Annotated in this window: 16 protein-coding genes and 1 pseudogene; 6 read left to right on the forward strand and 11 right to left on the reverse strand. The window is 41.7% G+C overall.

Annotated features, from left to right (window positions below):
* The first annotated feature begins 1 nt into the window (after nucleotide 1).
* Both AXK38_02935 and AXK38_02940 read left to right on the forward strand, forming a co-directional pair.
* Nucleotides 2-2,710: a peptide ABC transporter permease gene (locus AXK38_02935; GenBank protein ID AMH88271.1), complete on the forward strand. Its 2,709-nt coding sequence runs from the start codon at nucleotides 2-4 to the stop codon at nucleotides 2,708-2,710.
* On the forward strand, nucleotides 2,698-2,796 hold the full coding sequence (locus tag AXK38_02940) for a DNA alkylation repair protein (protein ID AMH89611.1): 99 nt from the start codon (nucleotides 2,698-2,700) through the stop codon (nucleotides 2,794-2,796). Before AXK38_02935 ends, AXK38_02940 begins: the two co-directional genes overlap by 13 nt.
* A 123-nt stretch (nucleotides 2,797-2,919) precedes the next feature.
* Here AXK38_02940 and AXK38_02945 read toward each other — a convergent pair whose 3' ends face one another.
* The 4 genes from AXK38_02945 to AXK38_02960 all read right to left on the reverse strand — a co-directional run bounded on the left by AXK38_02945 (nucleotide 2,920) and on the right by AXK38_02960 (nucleotide 6,061).
* The gene (locus tag AXK38_02945) at nucleotides 2,920-3,411 is read right to left on the reverse strand and encodes a lipid hydroperoxide peroxidase (GenBank protein ID AMH88272.1); all 492 of its coding nucleotides are present in this window, start codon (nucleotides 3,409-3,411) and stop codon (nucleotides 2,920-2,922) included.
* Nucleotides 3,412-3,532: 121 nt separating this feature from the next.
* A complete protein-coding gene (locus AXK38_02950; GenBank protein ID AMH88273.1) occupies nucleotides 3,533-4,462 on the reverse strand; it encodes a manganese ABC transporter substrate-binding protein in 930 nt (309 codons plus the stop codon).
* Nucleotides 4,463-4,493: 31 nt separating this feature from the next.
* A complete protein-coding gene (locus AXK38_02955) occupies nucleotides 4,494-5,342 on the reverse strand; it encodes a manganese ABC transporter substrate-binding protein (protein ID AMH88274.1) in 849 nt (282 codons plus the stop codon).
* Nucleotides 5,339-6,061, reverse strand: a complete 723-nt coding sequence (locus tag AXK38_02960; GenBank protein ID AMH88275.1) for a manganese ABC transporter ATP-binding protein — start codon at nucleotides 6,059-6,061, stop codon at nucleotides 5,339-5,341. Before AXK38_02960 ends, AXK38_02955 begins: the two co-directional genes overlap by 4 nt.
* 185 nt (nucleotides 6,062-6,246) lie before the next feature.
* Here AXK38_02960 and AXK38_02965 point away from each other — a divergent pair, with 185 nt between their 5' ends.
* Nucleotides 6,247-8,139, forward strand: a complete 1,893-nt coding sequence (locus tag AXK38_02965; GenBank protein AMH88276.1) for an endopeptidase — start codon at nucleotides 6,247-6,249, stop codon at nucleotides 8,137-8,139.
* 126 nt (nucleotides 8,140-8,265) lie between these two features.
* Here AXK38_02965 and AXK38_02970 read toward each other — a convergent pair whose 3' ends face one another.
* Both AXK38_02970 and AXK38_02975 read right to left on the reverse strand, forming a co-directional pair.
* Nucleotides 8,266-8,895 carry a hydrolase gene (locus AXK38_02970; protein AMH88277.1) on the reverse strand — a complete coding sequence of 210 codons (630 nt, stop codon included), beginning with the start codon at nucleotides 8,893-8,895 and terminating at the stop codon, nucleotides 8,266-8,268.
* Between the two features lie 157 nt (nucleotides 8,896-9,052).
* Nucleotides 9,053-10,486 (reverse strand): N-acetylmuramoyl-L-alanine amidase, encoded by a 1,434-nt coding sequence (locus AXK38_02975; GenBank protein AMH88278.1) that lies wholly within the window; start codon nucleotides 10,484-10,486, stop codon nucleotides 9,053-9,055.
* A gap of 326 nt (nucleotides 10,487-10,812) precedes the next feature.
* Here AXK38_02975 and AXK38_02980 point away from each other — a divergent pair, with 326 nt between their 5' ends.
* Both AXK38_02980 and AXK38_02985 read left to right on the forward strand, forming a co-directional pair.
* Nucleotides 10,813-13,035 carry a GTP pyrophosphokinase gene (locus AXK38_02980; GenBank protein AMH88279.1) on the forward strand — a complete coding sequence of 741 codons (2,223 nt, stop codon included), beginning with the start codon at nucleotides 10,813-10,815 and terminating at the stop codon, nucleotides 13,033-13,035.
* Nucleotides 13,036-13,064: 29 nt separating this feature from the next.
* Nucleotides 13,065-13,508 (forward strand): D-tyrosyl-tRNA(Tyr) deacylase, encoded by a 444-nt coding sequence (locus AXK38_02985; protein AMH88280.1) that lies wholly within the window; start codon nucleotides 13,065-13,067, stop codon nucleotides 13,506-13,508.
* Nucleotides 13,509-13,777: 269 nt separating this feature from the next.
* Here the strand turns inward: AXK38_02985 and AXK38_02990 are convergent.
* The 5 genes and pseudogenes from AXK38_02990 to AXK38_03010 form a co-directional block, all read right to left on the reverse strand.
* Nucleotides 13,778-13,960, reverse strand: a pseudogene (locus tag AXK38_02990) (hypothetical protein).
* 18 nt (nucleotides 13,961-13,978) lie between these two features.
* A complete protein-coding gene (locus AXK38_02995) occupies nucleotides 13,979-14,392 on the reverse strand; it encodes a hypothetical protein (protein AMH88281.1) in 414 nt (137 codons plus the stop codon).
* A 119-nt stretch (nucleotides 14,393-14,511) separates the two neighbouring features.
* Complete coding sequence (locus AXK38_03000; protein AMH89612.1) at nucleotides 14,512-15,162, reverse strand: hypothetical protein; 651 nt, start codon at nucleotides 15,160-15,162, stop codon at nucleotides 14,512-14,514.
* Nucleotides 15,163-15,178: 16 nt separating this feature from the next.
* Nucleotides 15,179-15,376 (reverse strand): hypothetical protein, encoded by a 198-nt coding sequence (locus tag AXK38_03005; GenBank protein AMH88282.1) that lies wholly within the window; start codon nucleotides 15,374-15,376, stop codon nucleotides 15,179-15,181.
* Nucleotides 15,342-15,992, reverse strand: coding sequence for a MarR family transcriptional regulator (locus AXK38_03010; GenBank protein ID AMH88283.1), 651 nt, complete (start codon nucleotides 15,990-15,992; stop codon nucleotides 15,342-15,344). Before AXK38_03010 ends, AXK38_03005 begins: the two co-directional genes overlap by 35 nt.
* Before the next feature lie 111 nt (nucleotides 15,993-16,103).
* Between AXK38_03010 and AXK38_03015 the strand changes: the two genes are divergently transcribed.
* Nucleotides 16,104-16,946: a serine/threonine protein phosphatase gene (locus AXK38_03015; GenBank protein ID AMH88284.1), complete on the forward strand. Its 843-nt coding sequence runs from the start codon at nucleotides 16,104-16,106 to the stop codon at nucleotides 16,944-16,946.
* The last annotated feature ends 37 nt before the right edge of the window (nucleotides 16,947-16,983 follow it).

Raw genomic sequence — 16,983 nt, forward strand, 5'->3', positions numbered from 1 at the left:
CATGATCAAGCGAAAAACCTATTGGAAGGACTTGATTCAGTCCTTCACCGGCTCCAAGGGGCGTTTTTTATCCATCTTGACCTTGATGATGTTGGGGTCTCTAGCCCTAGTAGGCCTCAAAGTGACTAGCCCCAACATGGAGGCGACAGCTAATGCTTATTTAAGAACTGCTCAAACCTTGGATTTTGCAGTCATGTCTAACTATGGCTTGGATCAAGCAGATCAAGAAGAACTAGGACAGACGCAGGGCGCAGAGGTTGAGTTTGGCTATTTGACAGATGTGACTATGGAAAATGGGCAGGATGCCATTCGTCTGTACTCCAAACCAGAGCAAATTTCAACCTTTCAGCTAAGAGAGGGACGACTTCCTCAGTCAGACAAGGAAATCGCTTTGGCCACTCATTTACAAGGACAATATCGTGTGGGACAGGAGATTAGTTTTAAAGAAAAAGAAGACAGTCATTCCTCTTTAAAAGACCATACTTATACCATTACTGGTTTTGTGGATTCAGCTGAAATCCTCTCTCAGAGAGATATGGGCTACGCAGGAAGTGGAAGTGGGACTCTGACTTCCTATGGGGTGATTTTATCTAGTCAGTTTGATCAGAAAGTCTACAATATAGCTCGTTTGAAATATCAAGATTTGTCAGGATTAAATGCTTTTTCAGCAGCTTATGAAGAGAAATCCAAACAGCATCAGGAAGAGGTTGAACAAGCTTTGTCAGATAATGGCAAGACACGTCTTCAACTCTTGAAAAAAGAAGGACAAGAGTCTCTAGACAAAAGTAAAGAGACCCTTGACAAGGCTGAAACCAATTTACAGGAAGGCAAGCGTCGTTTAGCAGCTGCTCAAGCTCGCTTACAGGCTCAGGAAAGTCAACTAGCCTTGCTGCCTCAAGCTCAGAGAGAGCAAGCCAGTGCTCAATTTACCCAAGCCAAGCAGGAATTGAGCAAGGAAGAGGATAAACTAAAGCAGGCTGAACAAAATCTAGCCCAAGAAAAGGAAAAATTAGAAAAACATCAGCAAGTTTTGGATGATTTGGCTGAGCCCAAGTATCAAGTATATAATCGTCAGACCATGCCTGGCGGTCAAGGCTACCTCATGTATAGAAATGCTTCATCCAGTATTCGAGCAGTGGGTAATATCTTTCCTGTGGTTCTTTATGCCGTAGCAGCCATGGTGACCTTTACAACCATGACTCGCTTTGTGGATGAAGAGCGAACACATGCTGGGATTTTTAAGGCCTTGGGCTATCGTAGTAAGGATATTATTGCTAAATTTCTCCTCTACGGTCTAGTAGCTGGGACTGTCGGAACAGCTTTAGGTAGCATACTTGGCCATTATTTACTAGCTAGTGTGATTTCAAGTGTCATTACAAAAGGAATGGTAGTGGGAGAAACCCAGATTCAGTTTTATTGGACCTATAGTTTGCTGGCTCTTGGCTTGAGTTGGGTGGCGAGTGTGTTACCAGCCTATCTGGTGGCTCGTAGGGAACTGCATGACGAAGCAGCCCAGCTTTTACTGCCTAAACCACCTGTCAAAGGAGCTAAAATCTTACTGGAGCGCATCGGCTTTATCTGGCACCGTCTCAGTTTTACTCATAAGGTAACAGCTCGCAATATCTTTCGTTATAAGCAGCGGATGTTGATGACGATCTTTGGTGTGGCAGGTTCAGTCGCTCTGCTCTTTGCAGGTTTGGGAATCCAATCCTCTGTAGCAGGAGTTCCGTCTAGACAGTTTCAACAAATCCAACAGTATCAGATGATTGTCTCTGAAAATCCTAGTGCGACCAATCAGGACAAGGCAGAGCTAGAAGAAGTATTGAAAGGGCAGGACATCAAAGCCTACCAGAAGATCTATTCTAAAACGCTAGACAAGGATTTCAAAGGTAAGGCTGGTCTTCAAACTATTACTCTTATGATGACAGATAAGGAAGATTTGACTCCTTTTATCCATCTGCAAAATCATCAGCAGGAGCTGACATTAAAAGATGGCGTTGTTATTACAGCTAAACTCGCCCAGCTGGCAGATGTCAAGGTTTGGCAGACTTTAGAAATTGAAGGTAAGGAACTAAAGGTCGCTGCCATTGCTGAGAACTACGTTGGTCACTTTATTTATATGAGTCAGGCTAGCTATGAGCAAATTTACGGACAGCTACCCCAAGCCAACACTTATCTGGTTACGTTAAAGGATTCTAGTGCGACTAGCATCGAAAGGCAGGCAGGTTTACTTATGAATCAATCTGCGGTGTCAAGTGTTGTCCAGAATGCTTCAGCTATTCGGCTCTTTGACTCCGTCGCTAGCTCACTCAATCAGACCATGACCATCTTGGTCATCGTATCGGTTCTATTGGCTATTGTTATCCTCTACAATTTGACCAATATCAACGTAGCTGAGAGAATCCGTGAACTCTCCACTATCAAGGTTCTCGGCTTTCATAATAAAGAAGTCACTCTCTACATTTACCGTGAGACGATTGTGCTGTCCCTTGTGGGAATCGTATTTGGTCTGGTATCTGGTTTCTACTTACACCAATTTTTGATTCAAATGATTTCGCCTGCGACTATTCTCTTTTATCCGCAGGTAGGCTGGGAAGTCTATGTAATCCCAGTGGCAGCAGTAAGCATCATTTTGACCTTGCTTGGTTTCTTCGTCAATCATCATCTGAGAAAGGTCGATATGCTTGAAGCCTTGAAATCTGTAGAGTAATACTCTTCGAAAATCTCTTCAAATCACGTCAGCTATATCTACAACCTCAAAACAGTGTCTTGAGTAGCCTGAGGCTAGAGTCTTAGTTTACTCTTTGATTTTCATTGAGTATAAGGTAGTTGTTTTTAGCTGATTGAACTTATATTTACTCGTAAACAAAAATCCTCCGTTTCAAAGAGCAGGAAACTCTTTGTGACAGAGGATTTTTTCTATAGGGCTTTAGCAGCTGCAACTGCGGCTTCGAAGTTTGGTTCAGAGTTGATATTGTCCACGTATTCAACGTAGCGAATAGTATTGTCAGTATCGAGGACAAAGACTGCGCGTGCCAATAGGTGCCACTCATTGATTAAAAGTGCATAGTCACGCCCAAAGGAATGGTCGAAATAGTCTGAGAGCATGATGGCATTTTCAATACCTTCAGCACCACACCAACGTTTTTGAGCAAAAGGTAGGTCCATGGAAACAGTCAATACGACCGTGTTGTCCAGTCCAGCAAGTTCTTCATTAAAGCGACGCGTTTGAGTTGAGCAGATACCTGTATCGATAGAAGGAACGACACTCAAGACTTTTTTCTTGCCATCAAAATCAGCCAGAGATTTTTTAGAAAGGTCTGTTGTAGTAAGAGAAAAATCGAGCGCCTTGTCGCCGACTTGTAGTTGTTTACCTGTAAAGCTCACAGGATTTCCGAGGAAAGTTACCATAAGATACTCCAATCTTTTTTCTTCCATTTTAGCTGAAACGGTCAGAATTTTCCAATGATTTGACTGGAAATATGGGCAGAAAAAAACGTCAGCTCATGTGAGAATGACGTTTTTCAGAGTATTATTTTGCCAATCCTTCAGCAATCTTGTCAAGGTTGTATTTCATCATGCTGTAGTAGCTGTCGCCTTCTTTACCTTGTTCTGCGATAGAGTCAGTAAAGATTTGTGCGTAGATTGGGATGTTTGTGTCTTGTGAAACAGTCTTCATTGGACGGTCATCCACACTAGATTCTACAAAGAGTGAAGGAACTTTTGTTTGGCGAAGTTTTTCAACCAAGGTCTTGATTTGTTCAGGTGTTCCTTCTTCTTCAGTGTTGATTTCCCAGATGTAAGCACTTGGGACACCATAGGCTTTAGAGAAGTATTTGAATGCTCCTTCGCTGGTTACAATGAGTTTCTTTTCAGCAGGGATGTTATTAAATTTATCCTTACTTTCTTTATCAAGTTTGTCTAACTTATCAGTATATTCTTTGAGATTTTTTTCATAGAATTCCTTGTTGTTAGGATCTTTAGCGCTCAATTGTTTGGCGATATTTTTAGCAAAGATAATTCCATTTTCAAGGTTAAGCCAAGCGTGTGGGTCTTCTTTTCCTTTTTCATTTTTTCCTTCAAGGTAGATAACATCAACGCCTTCGCTGACTGCAAAGTAGTCTTTGTTTTCAGTTTTCTTAGCATTTTCTACCAATTTGCTAAACCAAGCATTGCCACCTGTTTCAAGGTTGATACCGTTATAGAAAATGAGGTTAGCCTCAGAAGTTTTCTTAACATCTTCAGGGAGTGGTTCGTATTCGTGTGGGTCTTGTCCAATCGGAACGATACTGTGAAGATCAATCTTGTCACCAGCAATATTTTTAGTAATATCAGCGATGATTGAATTTGTAGCAACAACTTTTAGTTTTTGACCAGAAGCTGTATCTTTTTTTCCGCTAGCACATGCTACAAGAACAATAACGGAAAGAAAGAGAACGAATAATGTACCTAATTTTTTCATTAGATCCTCCAATTTATTGGGGCTTTTCCCCTTATTTTAACAAATGTTTATTTTTCAGTTTCAAATATCGTTGTTTTGGAGCGATAAAGAAGCTAATGAGAAAGAAACTAGCAGCTGTAAGCACGATACTAGAACCTGCTGCAATGTTAAAGCTATAGCCGATAAAGAGTCCCAAAACTGAAGCTGTCGCTCCAAAGGTTGAGGAAAGGAAAATCATACTTTTCAGGCTATTAGCATACAGATAAGCAGTTGCAGCTGGGGTAATCAGCATGGCTACAATCAGGATAGTTCCGACACTTTGCATGGCTGTCACAGACACGAGAGTCAGGAGTACCATGAGAAGGTAGTGATAGAAATTGACAGGCATTCCCATGGCTTTAGCTAAGAGTTCATCAAAGGAAGTGATCAAGAGTTGCTTGAAGAAAATCCAGATTAACAAGAGAATGGCTGCCCCTACACCCATGGTAATAAACATATCCGTATCTTGGACGGCTAGGATATTACCAAAAAGGATATGGAAAAGGTCAGTTGAACTTTTAGCGACACTAATCAAGATGATACCGAGGGCTAAGAAAGAAGAAAAGGTAATGCCGATGGCGGTATCGCTTTTGATAATCGAGTTCCCCTTGATGTAGGTAATGATGATGGCAGCTAGCAATCCAAAGACAATGGCTCCGATAAAGAAGTCAAGGCCCAAGATGAAGGAGAGGGCTACACCTGGCAAGACAGCATGTGAAATAGCATCTCCCATGAGTGACATCCCGCGTAGAATGATGAAACATCCCACAGCTCCAGCTACGACCCCGACGACAATAGCTGTTATCAAGGCATTTTGTAGGAAATGGAATTTTTGCAATCCATCGATAAATTCTGCAATCATAGGTCACCTCCATTGAAAAAGAGTCGATTACCGTAAGCTTCTTTGAGATTGGCTTCGGTAAAGGTTTCTTTGGTTGGACCAAAGGCAATCACTTCTCGATTGACAAGTAAGACTTGATCGAAGTAGTGGGAAACCTTGCTGAGGTCGTGGTGAACGATGAGAACCGTCTTACCAGCTTTTTTCAAATCTCTCAGCGTATTCATGATGATTTCCTCACTGACAGAGTCAATCCCAACAAAGGGTTCATCCAAGAGGATATAATCGGCTTCCTGCACCAAACATCTGGCAATCAAGACCCGCTGGAATTGACCTCCAGACAGTTGACTGATTTGACGTTCAGCGTAGTCAGCTAGGCCGACGATTTCAAGGGCTTCCTCTACTTTTTTCCAATGTTTAACATTTAAACTGCGAAAGAGAGGAATAGAGGGAAAGAGTCCTAGTGAGACACATTCCTTGACCTTGATGGGAAAGTTGTAGTCGATATTGATTTTTTGTTCGACATAGGCAATTCGGTGTAAGGATTTTTTAACTTCCTTGTCATCGAGAAATGCCTGACCTTGATGAGGGATAATTCCCAGCATACCTTTTAATAATGTTGATTTTCCAGCACCGTTTGGACCAATGATTCCGGTAATTGTTGGTCCTTGGAGCACTAGTGAAATATCCTTAAGTGCCAACGTTTCTTTGTAGGAGACACTGAGGTTTTCGATACGTATCATAAACTTATATTCCTCCTGACTCTTAATATACCTTAAAAAAAAAATTAAGTCAAGTTAATTTTTCAAAAAATTAAAATATTAACTGAAAAACAATAGGAAACATCCGTTTATTTTTAATTGCATTCCCAGGTAATTTTTGTTAAGCTAAAAACAAATAAACAAATACAAATGAAAGCGAGAACAAGATGACACGTTATCAAGACGATTTTTATGATGCAATCAATGGAGAATGGCAGAAGACAGCTGAAATTCCAGCAGATAAGTCTCAAACGGGAGGTTTTGTTGATTTAGACCAGGAAATTGAAGACCTGATGCTGGCGACAACAGACAAGTGGTTGACAGGTCAAGAGGTGCCTGAGGATGCTATCTTGGCAAACTTTGTCAAATACCACCGCCTAGTTCGTGATTTTGACAAGAGAGAAGCTGACGGTATCACACCTGTCTTACCACTTCTTAAAGAATTCCAAGAATTGGAGACTTTTGCGGATTTTACAGCTAAACTAGCAGAGTTTGAGCTTGCTGGCAAACCAAACTTTCTTCCTTTTGGTGTATCGCCAGACTTTATGGATGCTAGAATCAATGTTCTATGGGCTAGCGCTCCAAGCACAATCTTGCCAGATACGACCTACTATGCAGAAGACCATCCTCAGCGCGAAGAACTCTTGACTCTTTGGAAAGAAACCAGCGTAAATCTTCTCAAGGCTTATGATTTCTCTGATGAAGAAATTGAAGACTTGCTAGAAAAAAGACTAGAATTGGACCGTCGAGTTGCGGCAGTGGTGCTCTCTAATGAAGAAAGTTCAGAATATGCTAAACTCTATCACCCATATTCTTATGAAGACTTCAAGAAATTCGCACCTGCCCTACCTTTGGATGACTTCTTCCAAGCCGTTCTTGGACAAGTACCAGACAAGGTTATCGTAGACGAGGAACGTTTCTGGCAAGCAGCAGATCAATTCTATAGTGAAGAGGCATGGCCTCTCCTAAAGGCAACCTTAATTTTAAGTGTTGTTAATCTCTCAGCCAGCTATTTAACAGAAGAAATCCGTGTCTTGTCAGGTGCCTATAGCCGTGCGCTTTCAGGAGTTCCAGAAGCCAAAGACAAGGTCAAGGCAGCCTACCAACTAGCACAAGGTCCATTCAAACAAGCCTTGGGTCTTTGGTATGCCCATGAAAAATTCTCTCCAGAAGCTAAGGCAGACGTAGAGAAAAAAGTGGCAACTATGATTGATGTCTATAAGGAACGCTTGGCTAAAAATGACTGGCTAACTCCTGAAACTCGTGACAAGGCCATTGTCAAACTCAATGTCATCAAGCCTTATATTGGTTACCCAGAAGAATTGCCAGAACGCTACAAGGACAAGGTGGTCGATGAAAATGCTAGCCTTTTTGACAATGCTCTTGCCTTTGCGCGTGTGGAAATCAAGCACAGTTGGAGCAAGTGGAACCAGCCTGTGGACTATAAGGAATGGGGTATGCCTGCTCATATGGTCAACGCCTACTACAATCCACAGAAGAACCTAATTGTCTTCCCAGCGGCTATTTTGCAGGCGCCTTTCTATGACTTGCATCAGTCATCTTCCGCTAACTACGGTGGGATTGGGGCGGTTATTGCCCATGAAATTTCCCACGCCTTTGATACCAACGGAGCTTCTTTTGATGAAAATGGTAGCCTAAAGGATTGGTGGACAGATAGTGATTATACTGCCTTCAAGGAGAAAACACAAAAAGTTATTGACCAGTTTGATGGACAGGATTCTTATGGTGCAACCATCAACGGTAAATTGACTGTGTCAGAAAACGTGGCGGATTTGGGAGGAATCGCTGCAGCTCTTGAAGCAGCTAAGAGAGAACCAGACTTCTCAGCAGAAGAATTCTTCTACAACTTTGGTCGTATCTGGCGCATGAAAGGTCGTCCAGAATTTATGAAACTTTTGGCTAGTGTCGATGTGCACGCACCAGCCAAACTCCGTGTCAATGTACAAGTACCAAACTTCGATGATTTCTTTACAACCTATGATGTCAAAGAAGGCGACGGTATGTGGCGTTCCCCAGAAGAGCGCGTCATTATTTGGTAATGCAGAAAATCTATTAATTAGAAAAAGGCATCCTGTCAGGTGTGAAAACCTTGATAGGATGCCTTTTATAGTGGAAAGACTTGCTAATAGTTTATTTAAACTGCGATAGTCATTATCATTATCTTTCTAGAAAAAGGGATTGAAGGTCTTTTCATGAGCAATAGTAGTAGCTGGACCATGCCCTGGATAGACATCGTAGTTTGGCAGGGTGAAGAGTTGGTTCTGGATACTGTGAAGGAGTTGCTCCATACTACCAGTTGGAAGGTCGGTCCGTCCGATGGTTTCACGGAATAGAGCATCTCCCGTCAATACTAGGTGAGCATCAGGAAAGACGATAGAAACACCTCCGATAGAGTGCCCTGGTGTTGGCAAGACAGTGAAACGAAATTCTTCCAGCTGATATTCTTCATGAAAGACAAAAGTGCGCTCAGCAGGTTTTGCGACCACATCTGCCATATCATCGTGGCGAGGGAGGCCAGAGAGATTGTCGACAGGAGTATAGAGCCAGCTGGCTTCGCTCTCTGCGATATAGACAGGAGGATTGCCAAAAGTTTCGCGCACCAAGTCCAGACTCATGATATGGTCATAATGGGCGTGGGTCAAGAGAATAGCGCAGATCGGTTTGTTGATCTTCTCGATTGTCTGACGAATAGCGTCCCAATGGCTACCAGGATCGACAACGATGAGGTGTTTTTCGCCTTCTAGGTAATAGGTATTTTCATAGGCAACAGGATTCACGGTTTTATGGATTTTCATATTAGCTCCAATCTCAAAGAATGTACTAAGAAATGTACTAAGATAAGTATAGCACAGTTGGGGAGAATAAGCTGAAAAAGGAAATAATTCTAGAAAGAAGAATACGGTTTGGATAAGAAAAAAACAAGCCCCGAATGAGATCGAGGCTTAGACTGTTTTAATTTCCTGCGTAATATTTTTGGATTCCCTTGACAATCCCTTCAACCAGTTTATCTTGGTAGTCACTACTGCGGATTTTTTGGTTTTCTTCTGGATTATCCATATATCCCATCTCTAGCAAAACAGCTGGTTTAGCTGTTTCACGTAGAACAGCAAAGGTTGCTTGTAAGAGGCCAGCATCTCTAGCTCCAGTTTCAGCTAACAGTGAAGAATGGATATCAGCTGCGAGACGGTTGCTTTCACTCATCCGTTCAGGATTATTATGCCAATCCTTGTTAATCTTGCTAGGGAAACCAGGTTCTTCCTTGTAAGAATAGGTCTGGATACCTAGATTAACGGTTGTATCATTCCCTTTTGCATTGAAATGAAGGCTGATGAAAAAGTCAGCATTGGTCTTATTGACCATACGAGAACGCTCGGTAATGAAATCAACGTCTATATCACTATCTCGAGAAGTGAGAACGGTGTAGCCAAGTCCTTCTAATCGTTTACGTAGCTTACGATAAACTTGTAGGTTTAAATCTTTTTCAGCTATGCCATAGTAATAAGCTCCGCGGTCTTTACCACCGTGTCCTGGATCTAGAAAGATTGTTTTGGAGTAATGTCCTTTTTGAAAACCTTGTATTAATTCACGAATCCATTTTCCATTTCCTTGGAAAAGTTGGTTTTTACCATCCACAGCATAGGTTCCTGTGACATAGACACCATCGTCTTTAAGGTAGTACCAAGCTTGATAGTCTTGGTCGTAGATCCATTCTTTGTGGGCCATGTAGCCACCAGATTTGAGATAGTAGGAACCAATCCATTGTTTTTGGGCGTAGCGTCCGCCAGATTTGAGGTAAAACCAACTAGAGTAGTTTTGATCATAGACCCATTCCTTATCTGCCATAGCACCGCTGGATTTGAGGTAGTAATCGCCTTTCCAGGCATTGGCCAGCATTCTACCGTAGTCATCAAAAGCATACCACTTGCCATTGATTTGGCTCCATTGATTGGATAAATATTTACCTGAGCCATTGATATAGTACCAATTATTTCCCATTTGATACCAGCTATTTTCAAGCAAATAGCCATGACTATCAAAGAGATAACCATCATAGAGAGTATCTGTAAATTTGACCCCAGTTTGACTATAAAAAGTCCACTTGCTTCCTTCTTTTACCCAGCCAGTCTGTATAGGTTGATTGGGTTTGGTTTCCTTAGAAAGAGATGGCTTGGTTTCTTGTTCGCTTGAACTAGCTGTGCTCGACGAAGTTTCTGTACTAGCTTGTGAACTGCTAGCAGAAGTATTTGTAGAATTACTTGTTGAGCTACTGGTTGAACTAGTCATAGGGTTAGTAGTAGAATGACTTGTGTCATCAGCTAACACGACTTGGTTTGTTAGTCCAAGAAAAGCCAAAGCTAAAAGTGTCAGTCTTTTGTGTGATTTCATGTGATTTGCCTTTCTAGAAAAATGAAAATTCAGTAATTATCGTAAAAAACTGTTCATATTACCATTATACACTAAAAAAGTTAGAAAATTATCAAAATATTAAACATTTCTTATTGAAAAAGGAAGAATATATTTTCATTTCACTAACTTTTAACGCAGTCAATATCAAAACAAAGTTAGATGAAGAGCTAGATAAATTTGTTGTTTTAGTGTGAATCTTATGTTATCCTCCTTTCTAACAAACTGAATAAGCTTTAGAATCCTCTTTTCTAGTTTTCATATTATTAAAAAAGTGATAAAATGGTAGGAAGAATTGGAGAGTAGAGATGCCAAAAGAAGTGAATTTAACAGGCGAAGAAGTTGTCGCTTTAACAAAAGAATATTTAACGGAAGAGGATGTTGCTTTTGTACATAAAGCCTTGGTCTATGCGGTGGATTGCCACAGTGGTCAATACCGCAAATCAGGCGAGCCTTATATCATTCACCCTATCCAAGTGGCAGGTATTTTAGCCAAACTCAAGCTAGATGCTGTAACGGTAGCTTGTGGTTTCTTGCATGATGTGGTGGAAGATACAGATGCTACCTTGGACGATTTGGAAAGAGAGTTTGGTCCTGATGTGCGCGTGATTGTCGATGGGGTTACTAAGCTTGGTAAGGTCGAGTACAAATCAATCGAGGAGCAGTTGGCTGAAAATCATCGTAAGATGCTTATGGCCATGTCTGAGGACATCCGTGTTATCTTGGTCAAACTGTCAGACCGCTTGCACAATATGCGGACCCTAAAACATCTTCGAAAAGACAAGCAGGAGCGCATTTCCAAAGAAACCATGGAAATCTATGCTCCACTTGCCCATCGTTTGGGGATTTCTAGCGTCAAATGGGAATTGGAAGACCTATCTTTCCGTTATCTAAATCCAACGGAGTTTTACAAGATTACCCATATGATGAAGGAAAAGCGCAGAGAGCGTGAAGCCTTGGTGGATGAGGTGGTCACAAAATTAGAAAACTATACAACGGATCGTCACTTGAAAGGGAAGATTTATGGTCGTCCCAAGCATATTTACTCGATTTTCCGCAAAATGCAGGATAAGAGAAAACGCTTTGAGGAAATCTATGACTTGATTGCCATTCGTTGTATTTTAGATACCCAAAGTGATGTTTATGCCATGCTTGGTTATGTGCATGAGCTTTGGAAACCCATGCCTGGTCGTTTCAAAGACTATATCGCCAACCGCAAGGCCAATGGTTACCAGTCTATCCATACGACTGTTTATGGGCCAAAAGGGCCGATTGAATTCCAGATTCGAACCAAGGCCATGCATGAGGTGGCTGAGTACGGGGTTGCGGCTCACTGGGCTTATAAGAAAGGCATTAAGGGGCAGGTTAACAGCAAGGAATCAGCCATTGGAATGAACTGGATTAAGGAGATGATGGAGCTCCAAGACCAGGCTGATGATGCCAAGGAATTTGTGGACTCTGTGAAGGAAAACTATCTGGCAGAGGAAATTTACGTTTTTACTCCAGATGGTGCTGTCCGTTCTCTTCCAAAAGATTCAGGACCGATTGATTTTGCCTACGAAATCCATACCAAGGTCGGTGAAAAAGCAACTGGTGCCAAGGTCAATGGTCGCATGGTTCCACTGACAACCAAGCTCAAGACAGGGGATCAGGTTGAAATTGTCACCAACCCCAACTCCTTTGGACCTAGCCGTGACTGGCTCAATATAGTTAAGACCAGCAAGGCTCGTAACAAGATTCGTCAGTTCTTTAAAAACCAAGACAAGGAATTGTCTGTCAACAAGGGTCGTGAAATGCTGATGGCCCAGTTCCAAGAAAATGGCTATGTGGCCAATAAATTCATGGACAAGCGCCATATGGACCAAGTTCTGCAAAAGACCAGCTACAAGACAGAAGAATCCCTCTTTGCGGCTATTGGTTTTGGAGAAATCGGTGCGATTACTGTCTTTAACCGTCTGACTGAAAAGGAACGTCGTGAAGAAGAACGTGCAAAAGCCAAGGCTGAAGCAGAAGAACTTGTCAAAGGTGGAGAGGTCAAGGTTGAAAACAAAGAAACCCTCAAGGTTAAGCATGAGGGGGGTGTGGTCATTGAAGGTGCTTCAGGTCTCCTAGTGCGGATTGCTAAGTGCTGTAATCCCGTGCCTGGTGATGACATTGTTGGCTATATTACCAAGGGTCGTGGTGTGGCTATTCACCGTGTGGACTGTATGAACCTGCGTGCCCAAGAAAACTACGAGCAACGTCTCCTTGATGTGGAGTGGGAAGACCAGTATTCAAACTCAAATAAGGAGTATATGGCCCATATCGATATTTACGGCCTCAACCGTACAGGACTGTTGAACGATGTACTGCAAGTTCTTTCAAATACAACCAAGAATATTTCAACGGTCAATGCCCAACCAACCAAGGATATGAAATTTGCTAATATCCATGTATCCTTTGGCATTGCCAACCTCTCTACACTGACCACGGTTGTCGATAAGATTAAGAGTGTGCCAGAGGTCTATTCTGTCAAACGGACCAACGGCTAAGTGTCCGAGCTTCTACTAGAAAGGCTATTATGAAAATCATTATTCAACGGGTTACAAAAGCCCAAGTCAGTATTCAAGGTCAGGTTCATGGAAAAATAAATCAGGGGCTCTTATTGCTGGTTGGTGTTGGGCCAGAGGACCAAGAGGAAGATTTGGACTATGCTGTGAGAAAGCTTGTCAATATGCGGATTTTTTCAGACGCAGAAGGCAAGATGAACCTGTCTGTCAAAGATATTGAAGGAGAAATCCTTTCTATTTCTCAGTTTACCCTCTTTGCGGACACCAAGAAAGGCAATCGTCCAGCCTTCACAGGCGCAGCCAAGCCTGATATGGCATCAGACTTCTATGATGCTTTCAATCAAAAATTAGCGCAAGAAGTGCCCGTTCAGATAGGCATTTTTGGAGCGGATATGCAGGTTGAGCTGGTCAATGACGGACCAGTCACCATTATCCTTGATACTAAAAATAGATAAGAAAGACCAAGCCCGGACGGCTTGGTTTTTCTCATCTATCATAAAATACTCCAAAATGAAATCTGTTCCTGATAGGCCTTGGGGAAATCTTGTTTCAGGCTTTGGCTTATGCGATAGGAAGGGATGAAATGTCCTAGGATTAGGAGAGTGCCCTGAAGGAAAAGTGGGAAACCACTTAAACATATCAAGGAGAGAATCATCAGGCTATCCCATAGGAGAATTTGTAAGGTAAAACGCCAGAATTTCGGTCTAATCTGGGAATAGAGTTGGCTAAAGTGGTCACAAAGCTGGTTGGACAGATAGATCAATAGCACAGGATGAAAGAAAATAAGCCAACCGTTATAAATCAAAATCCAATCCCAAGTAAGCCCCTCTTTAAATGTCAAAAATGTCAGCATAATTCCATCAATGACAAGGAGTTGAATGGTTTTGATGAAGATGATTTTCTTCATGATAAAACCTCCTTTTCCTTAGAGACATTCCCACAAAGAGATATGTTTGTTGTAAAAATCTAGATAGTTTTCTCTTAGGTAGTCCGCCGTTCTATAATATAAAGTAGAATGACAAGCAGTGATGAATGGCATAAGAGAGGGAAAACGATGAGAACTAACGAAGGCTAAAAGGACAAAAAATAGAAAATCAATGGAGAGAACCCCTAAATAGTAGAAGCGAATCTTTTTATTGATTTGAGGATAAATCTCAATGAATTGATGTTTGAGTCGGACAACCAAGCGAAATAGCAGGAGTCCCTGAGCAAGGAAGAAAATTAAACCAGAGAGCAAGAGCCATTCTAAAGCTGTCTCGGGTCTAGTGCTAAAAAATGCAAATAGTAGCAAATCGATAACTGCAATTGCTATAAAATGGATTCTAAAGAGTTTTTTCATAAGATGACCTCCCTCTTTTATCTAGCTTCATTCTACTCCAAAAGAATGGGAGTTACAAGTAAAATGATAAAAAATTTTAGTAAGGAGATTCTGTTAGATTTCTTTATTTGATTTCCCTCTTATTGTTCCACCTCTTCATCATTCCAGACAAATAAAGCTCCGATTGCATTGAGGATATAAAAGATGTATTTTCCGATATTAGCGAAGTTTCCTTGAATGCCAGCCTTTGTCAGCTGCACAAAATTGTAAATTAACCAAAAGCCCCACTGAGTTGTTAGTTTCAATGCATTCAAAGCATTGGCAATGAGGGACAGTGCAAAGGCAATAGTTGTCACATAGGCAAGGAGATTCATCTTTCCTCCATAGCCGATATAGTTGGTCACAAAGGCAAAGAGGAAGGCGATGATGGAAATGATGATGGCCGCCAATTTTAGTTGTTTTTGGCTCATTTGGTTGGGTCTGCCTTCTTGCGAAGCTTCCCATTTCTTTATGGCAAAGGTATAGATAAGGAAGGTGACAGGATAGGTAATGATGGCCGCCTTATTTCCAAGGATATAATCAATAGCACCGGACAAAATGGTATTAACAATACCAAAGTAATTTCCCCATTTGCTTAATTTTCCCGTGAAACGAGTGGATAGCATGGAAATCCCAACGTTGGTTACGGAAATCAATCCAAAAGGAACAAGAGCAGTCCATGGTCCCCAGTCTACAAATTTGTCGAGGCGTGAGTTGAGGTAACCAGATGCAATCGCAATCCCAACGACCAAAGCAACCCCGAAGAGGTCAAACCATTTGGATGTCGCAAAAATTTTTAGTGATTTTTTCATAGTTTAAACTATCTTTCTTGTTTTTTACAAACATTCTACAACTAAATGAAAGCAAAATCAAATGATAGAAATAAAACCCTGAAAATTTGATTTTCAGGGTTGGTAGGGGACTTGAGAAATTAGTTGATTTTCTCGACGTAGAGTTGTTTGGCAATGTCCATACCTACTTGTAAATCTTCGTCTTTACTGAGGATAGTGAAAGTATTGCTGAAGCCATCAAACTGCTTGACTTGGAGCGAATCACCGATGGAAAGTGAGTGCTTGTCCAGATAATGGAGAATGTCAAAACTATCGTGCACCCGGGTCAGGCGGTAGGCGCCAGCTTCCTTGATATCAGCTAGTGGTAGGTTGTTGATTTCAACCAGGAGTTCTCCCTTGGCAGGAATAGTTCCTCCGTGAGGGCAGGTTTTGGGGAATCTAAGCAATTTTTCCAGTCTCTCCACGAATAGGTCAGAGACAGTGTGTTCCAATACCTCAGCTTCCTCGTGAATCTGGTCACTCGTATAGTCTAAATGATGAACTAGAAAAACTTCAATCAAGCGATGCTTACGGTAGAGCTCAGAGACCAGTTTGAGGCCGATGTCTGTCAGCAGATAACCACATTCCTTGTCCTTAATGATGAGATTTTCACTTTTCATCCGTTTAATCATTTCAGTTACGGCAGGGGGAGAGACTTGCATACGAGCCGCAATTTCCTTGTTGGTAATCTTATGCAAATCTATGCCAATTTCATAAATACATTTTAGATAGTCTTCTTTATTCGGGGTCATTCGCTTCCTCTTGTCTAATATCTCTATCTAGTATATCAAAAAAAGCTAGATTTCTCTAGCTGTGACTTTTTATGTTATACTTATTGCAAGAGAAAAAACGAGGAGATGGATATGACGAAAATAGCTCTTCTTTCAGATATTCATGGAAATACCACCGCCTTGGAGGCTGTTTTGGCAGATTCTCGGCAGCTAGGAGTGGATGAATACTGGCTTTTGGGAGACATTCTCATGCCAGGGACAGGGCGTAGAAGGATTTTGGACTTGTTGGCTCAACTACCGATTACGGCTAGAGTTTTGGGAAACTGGGAAGACAGTCTTTGGCATGGTGTCCGCAAGGAATTGGATAGTACTCGTCCCAGTCAACGCTATCTCTTGCGCCAGTGTCAGTATGTTTTAGAGGAAATTTCCCTAGAAGAAATTGAACTGCTCCACAATCAACCTCTCCAGCTTCATCGTCAGTTTGGGGATTTGACGGTAGGAATTAGCCACCATCTTCCTGATAAGAACTGGGGGAGAGAGTTGATTCATACTGGAGCGCAAGAGGATTTTGACCGCTTGGTGACCAATCCGCCTTGTGATATTGCTGTTTATGGTCATATTCACCAGCAGTTGCTTCGTTACGGGACTGGTGGGCAATTAATTGTCAATCCAGGTTCGATTGGGCAACCTTTCTTTCTAGATGCCCAGTTGCGGAAGGACTTGCGGGCCCAGTATATGATTTTAGAGTTTGATGGCAAGGGCTTGGTAGATATGGACTTCCGACGGGTAGACTACGATGTGGCAGCTGAATTGCAGCTGGCTAAAGACCTCAAACTTCCCTATTTTGAGGTTTACTATGAAAGTCTGGTCAATGGTATCCACCATACTCATCATCAGGAATTTCTGAGAGAATTAGCCCAGAAAGAGGGCTATGATAGGGAATTAGATGCTTGGTTGAAAAGTGGTAATGATTGACATTACAACTAAAAAGGGTATAATAAAAGAAAAAGAA

The organism is Streptococcus mitis, assembly GCA_001560895.1.
Lineage (GTDB): Bacteria > Bacillota > Bacilli > Lactobacillales > Streptococcaceae > Streptococcus > Streptococcus mitis_Q.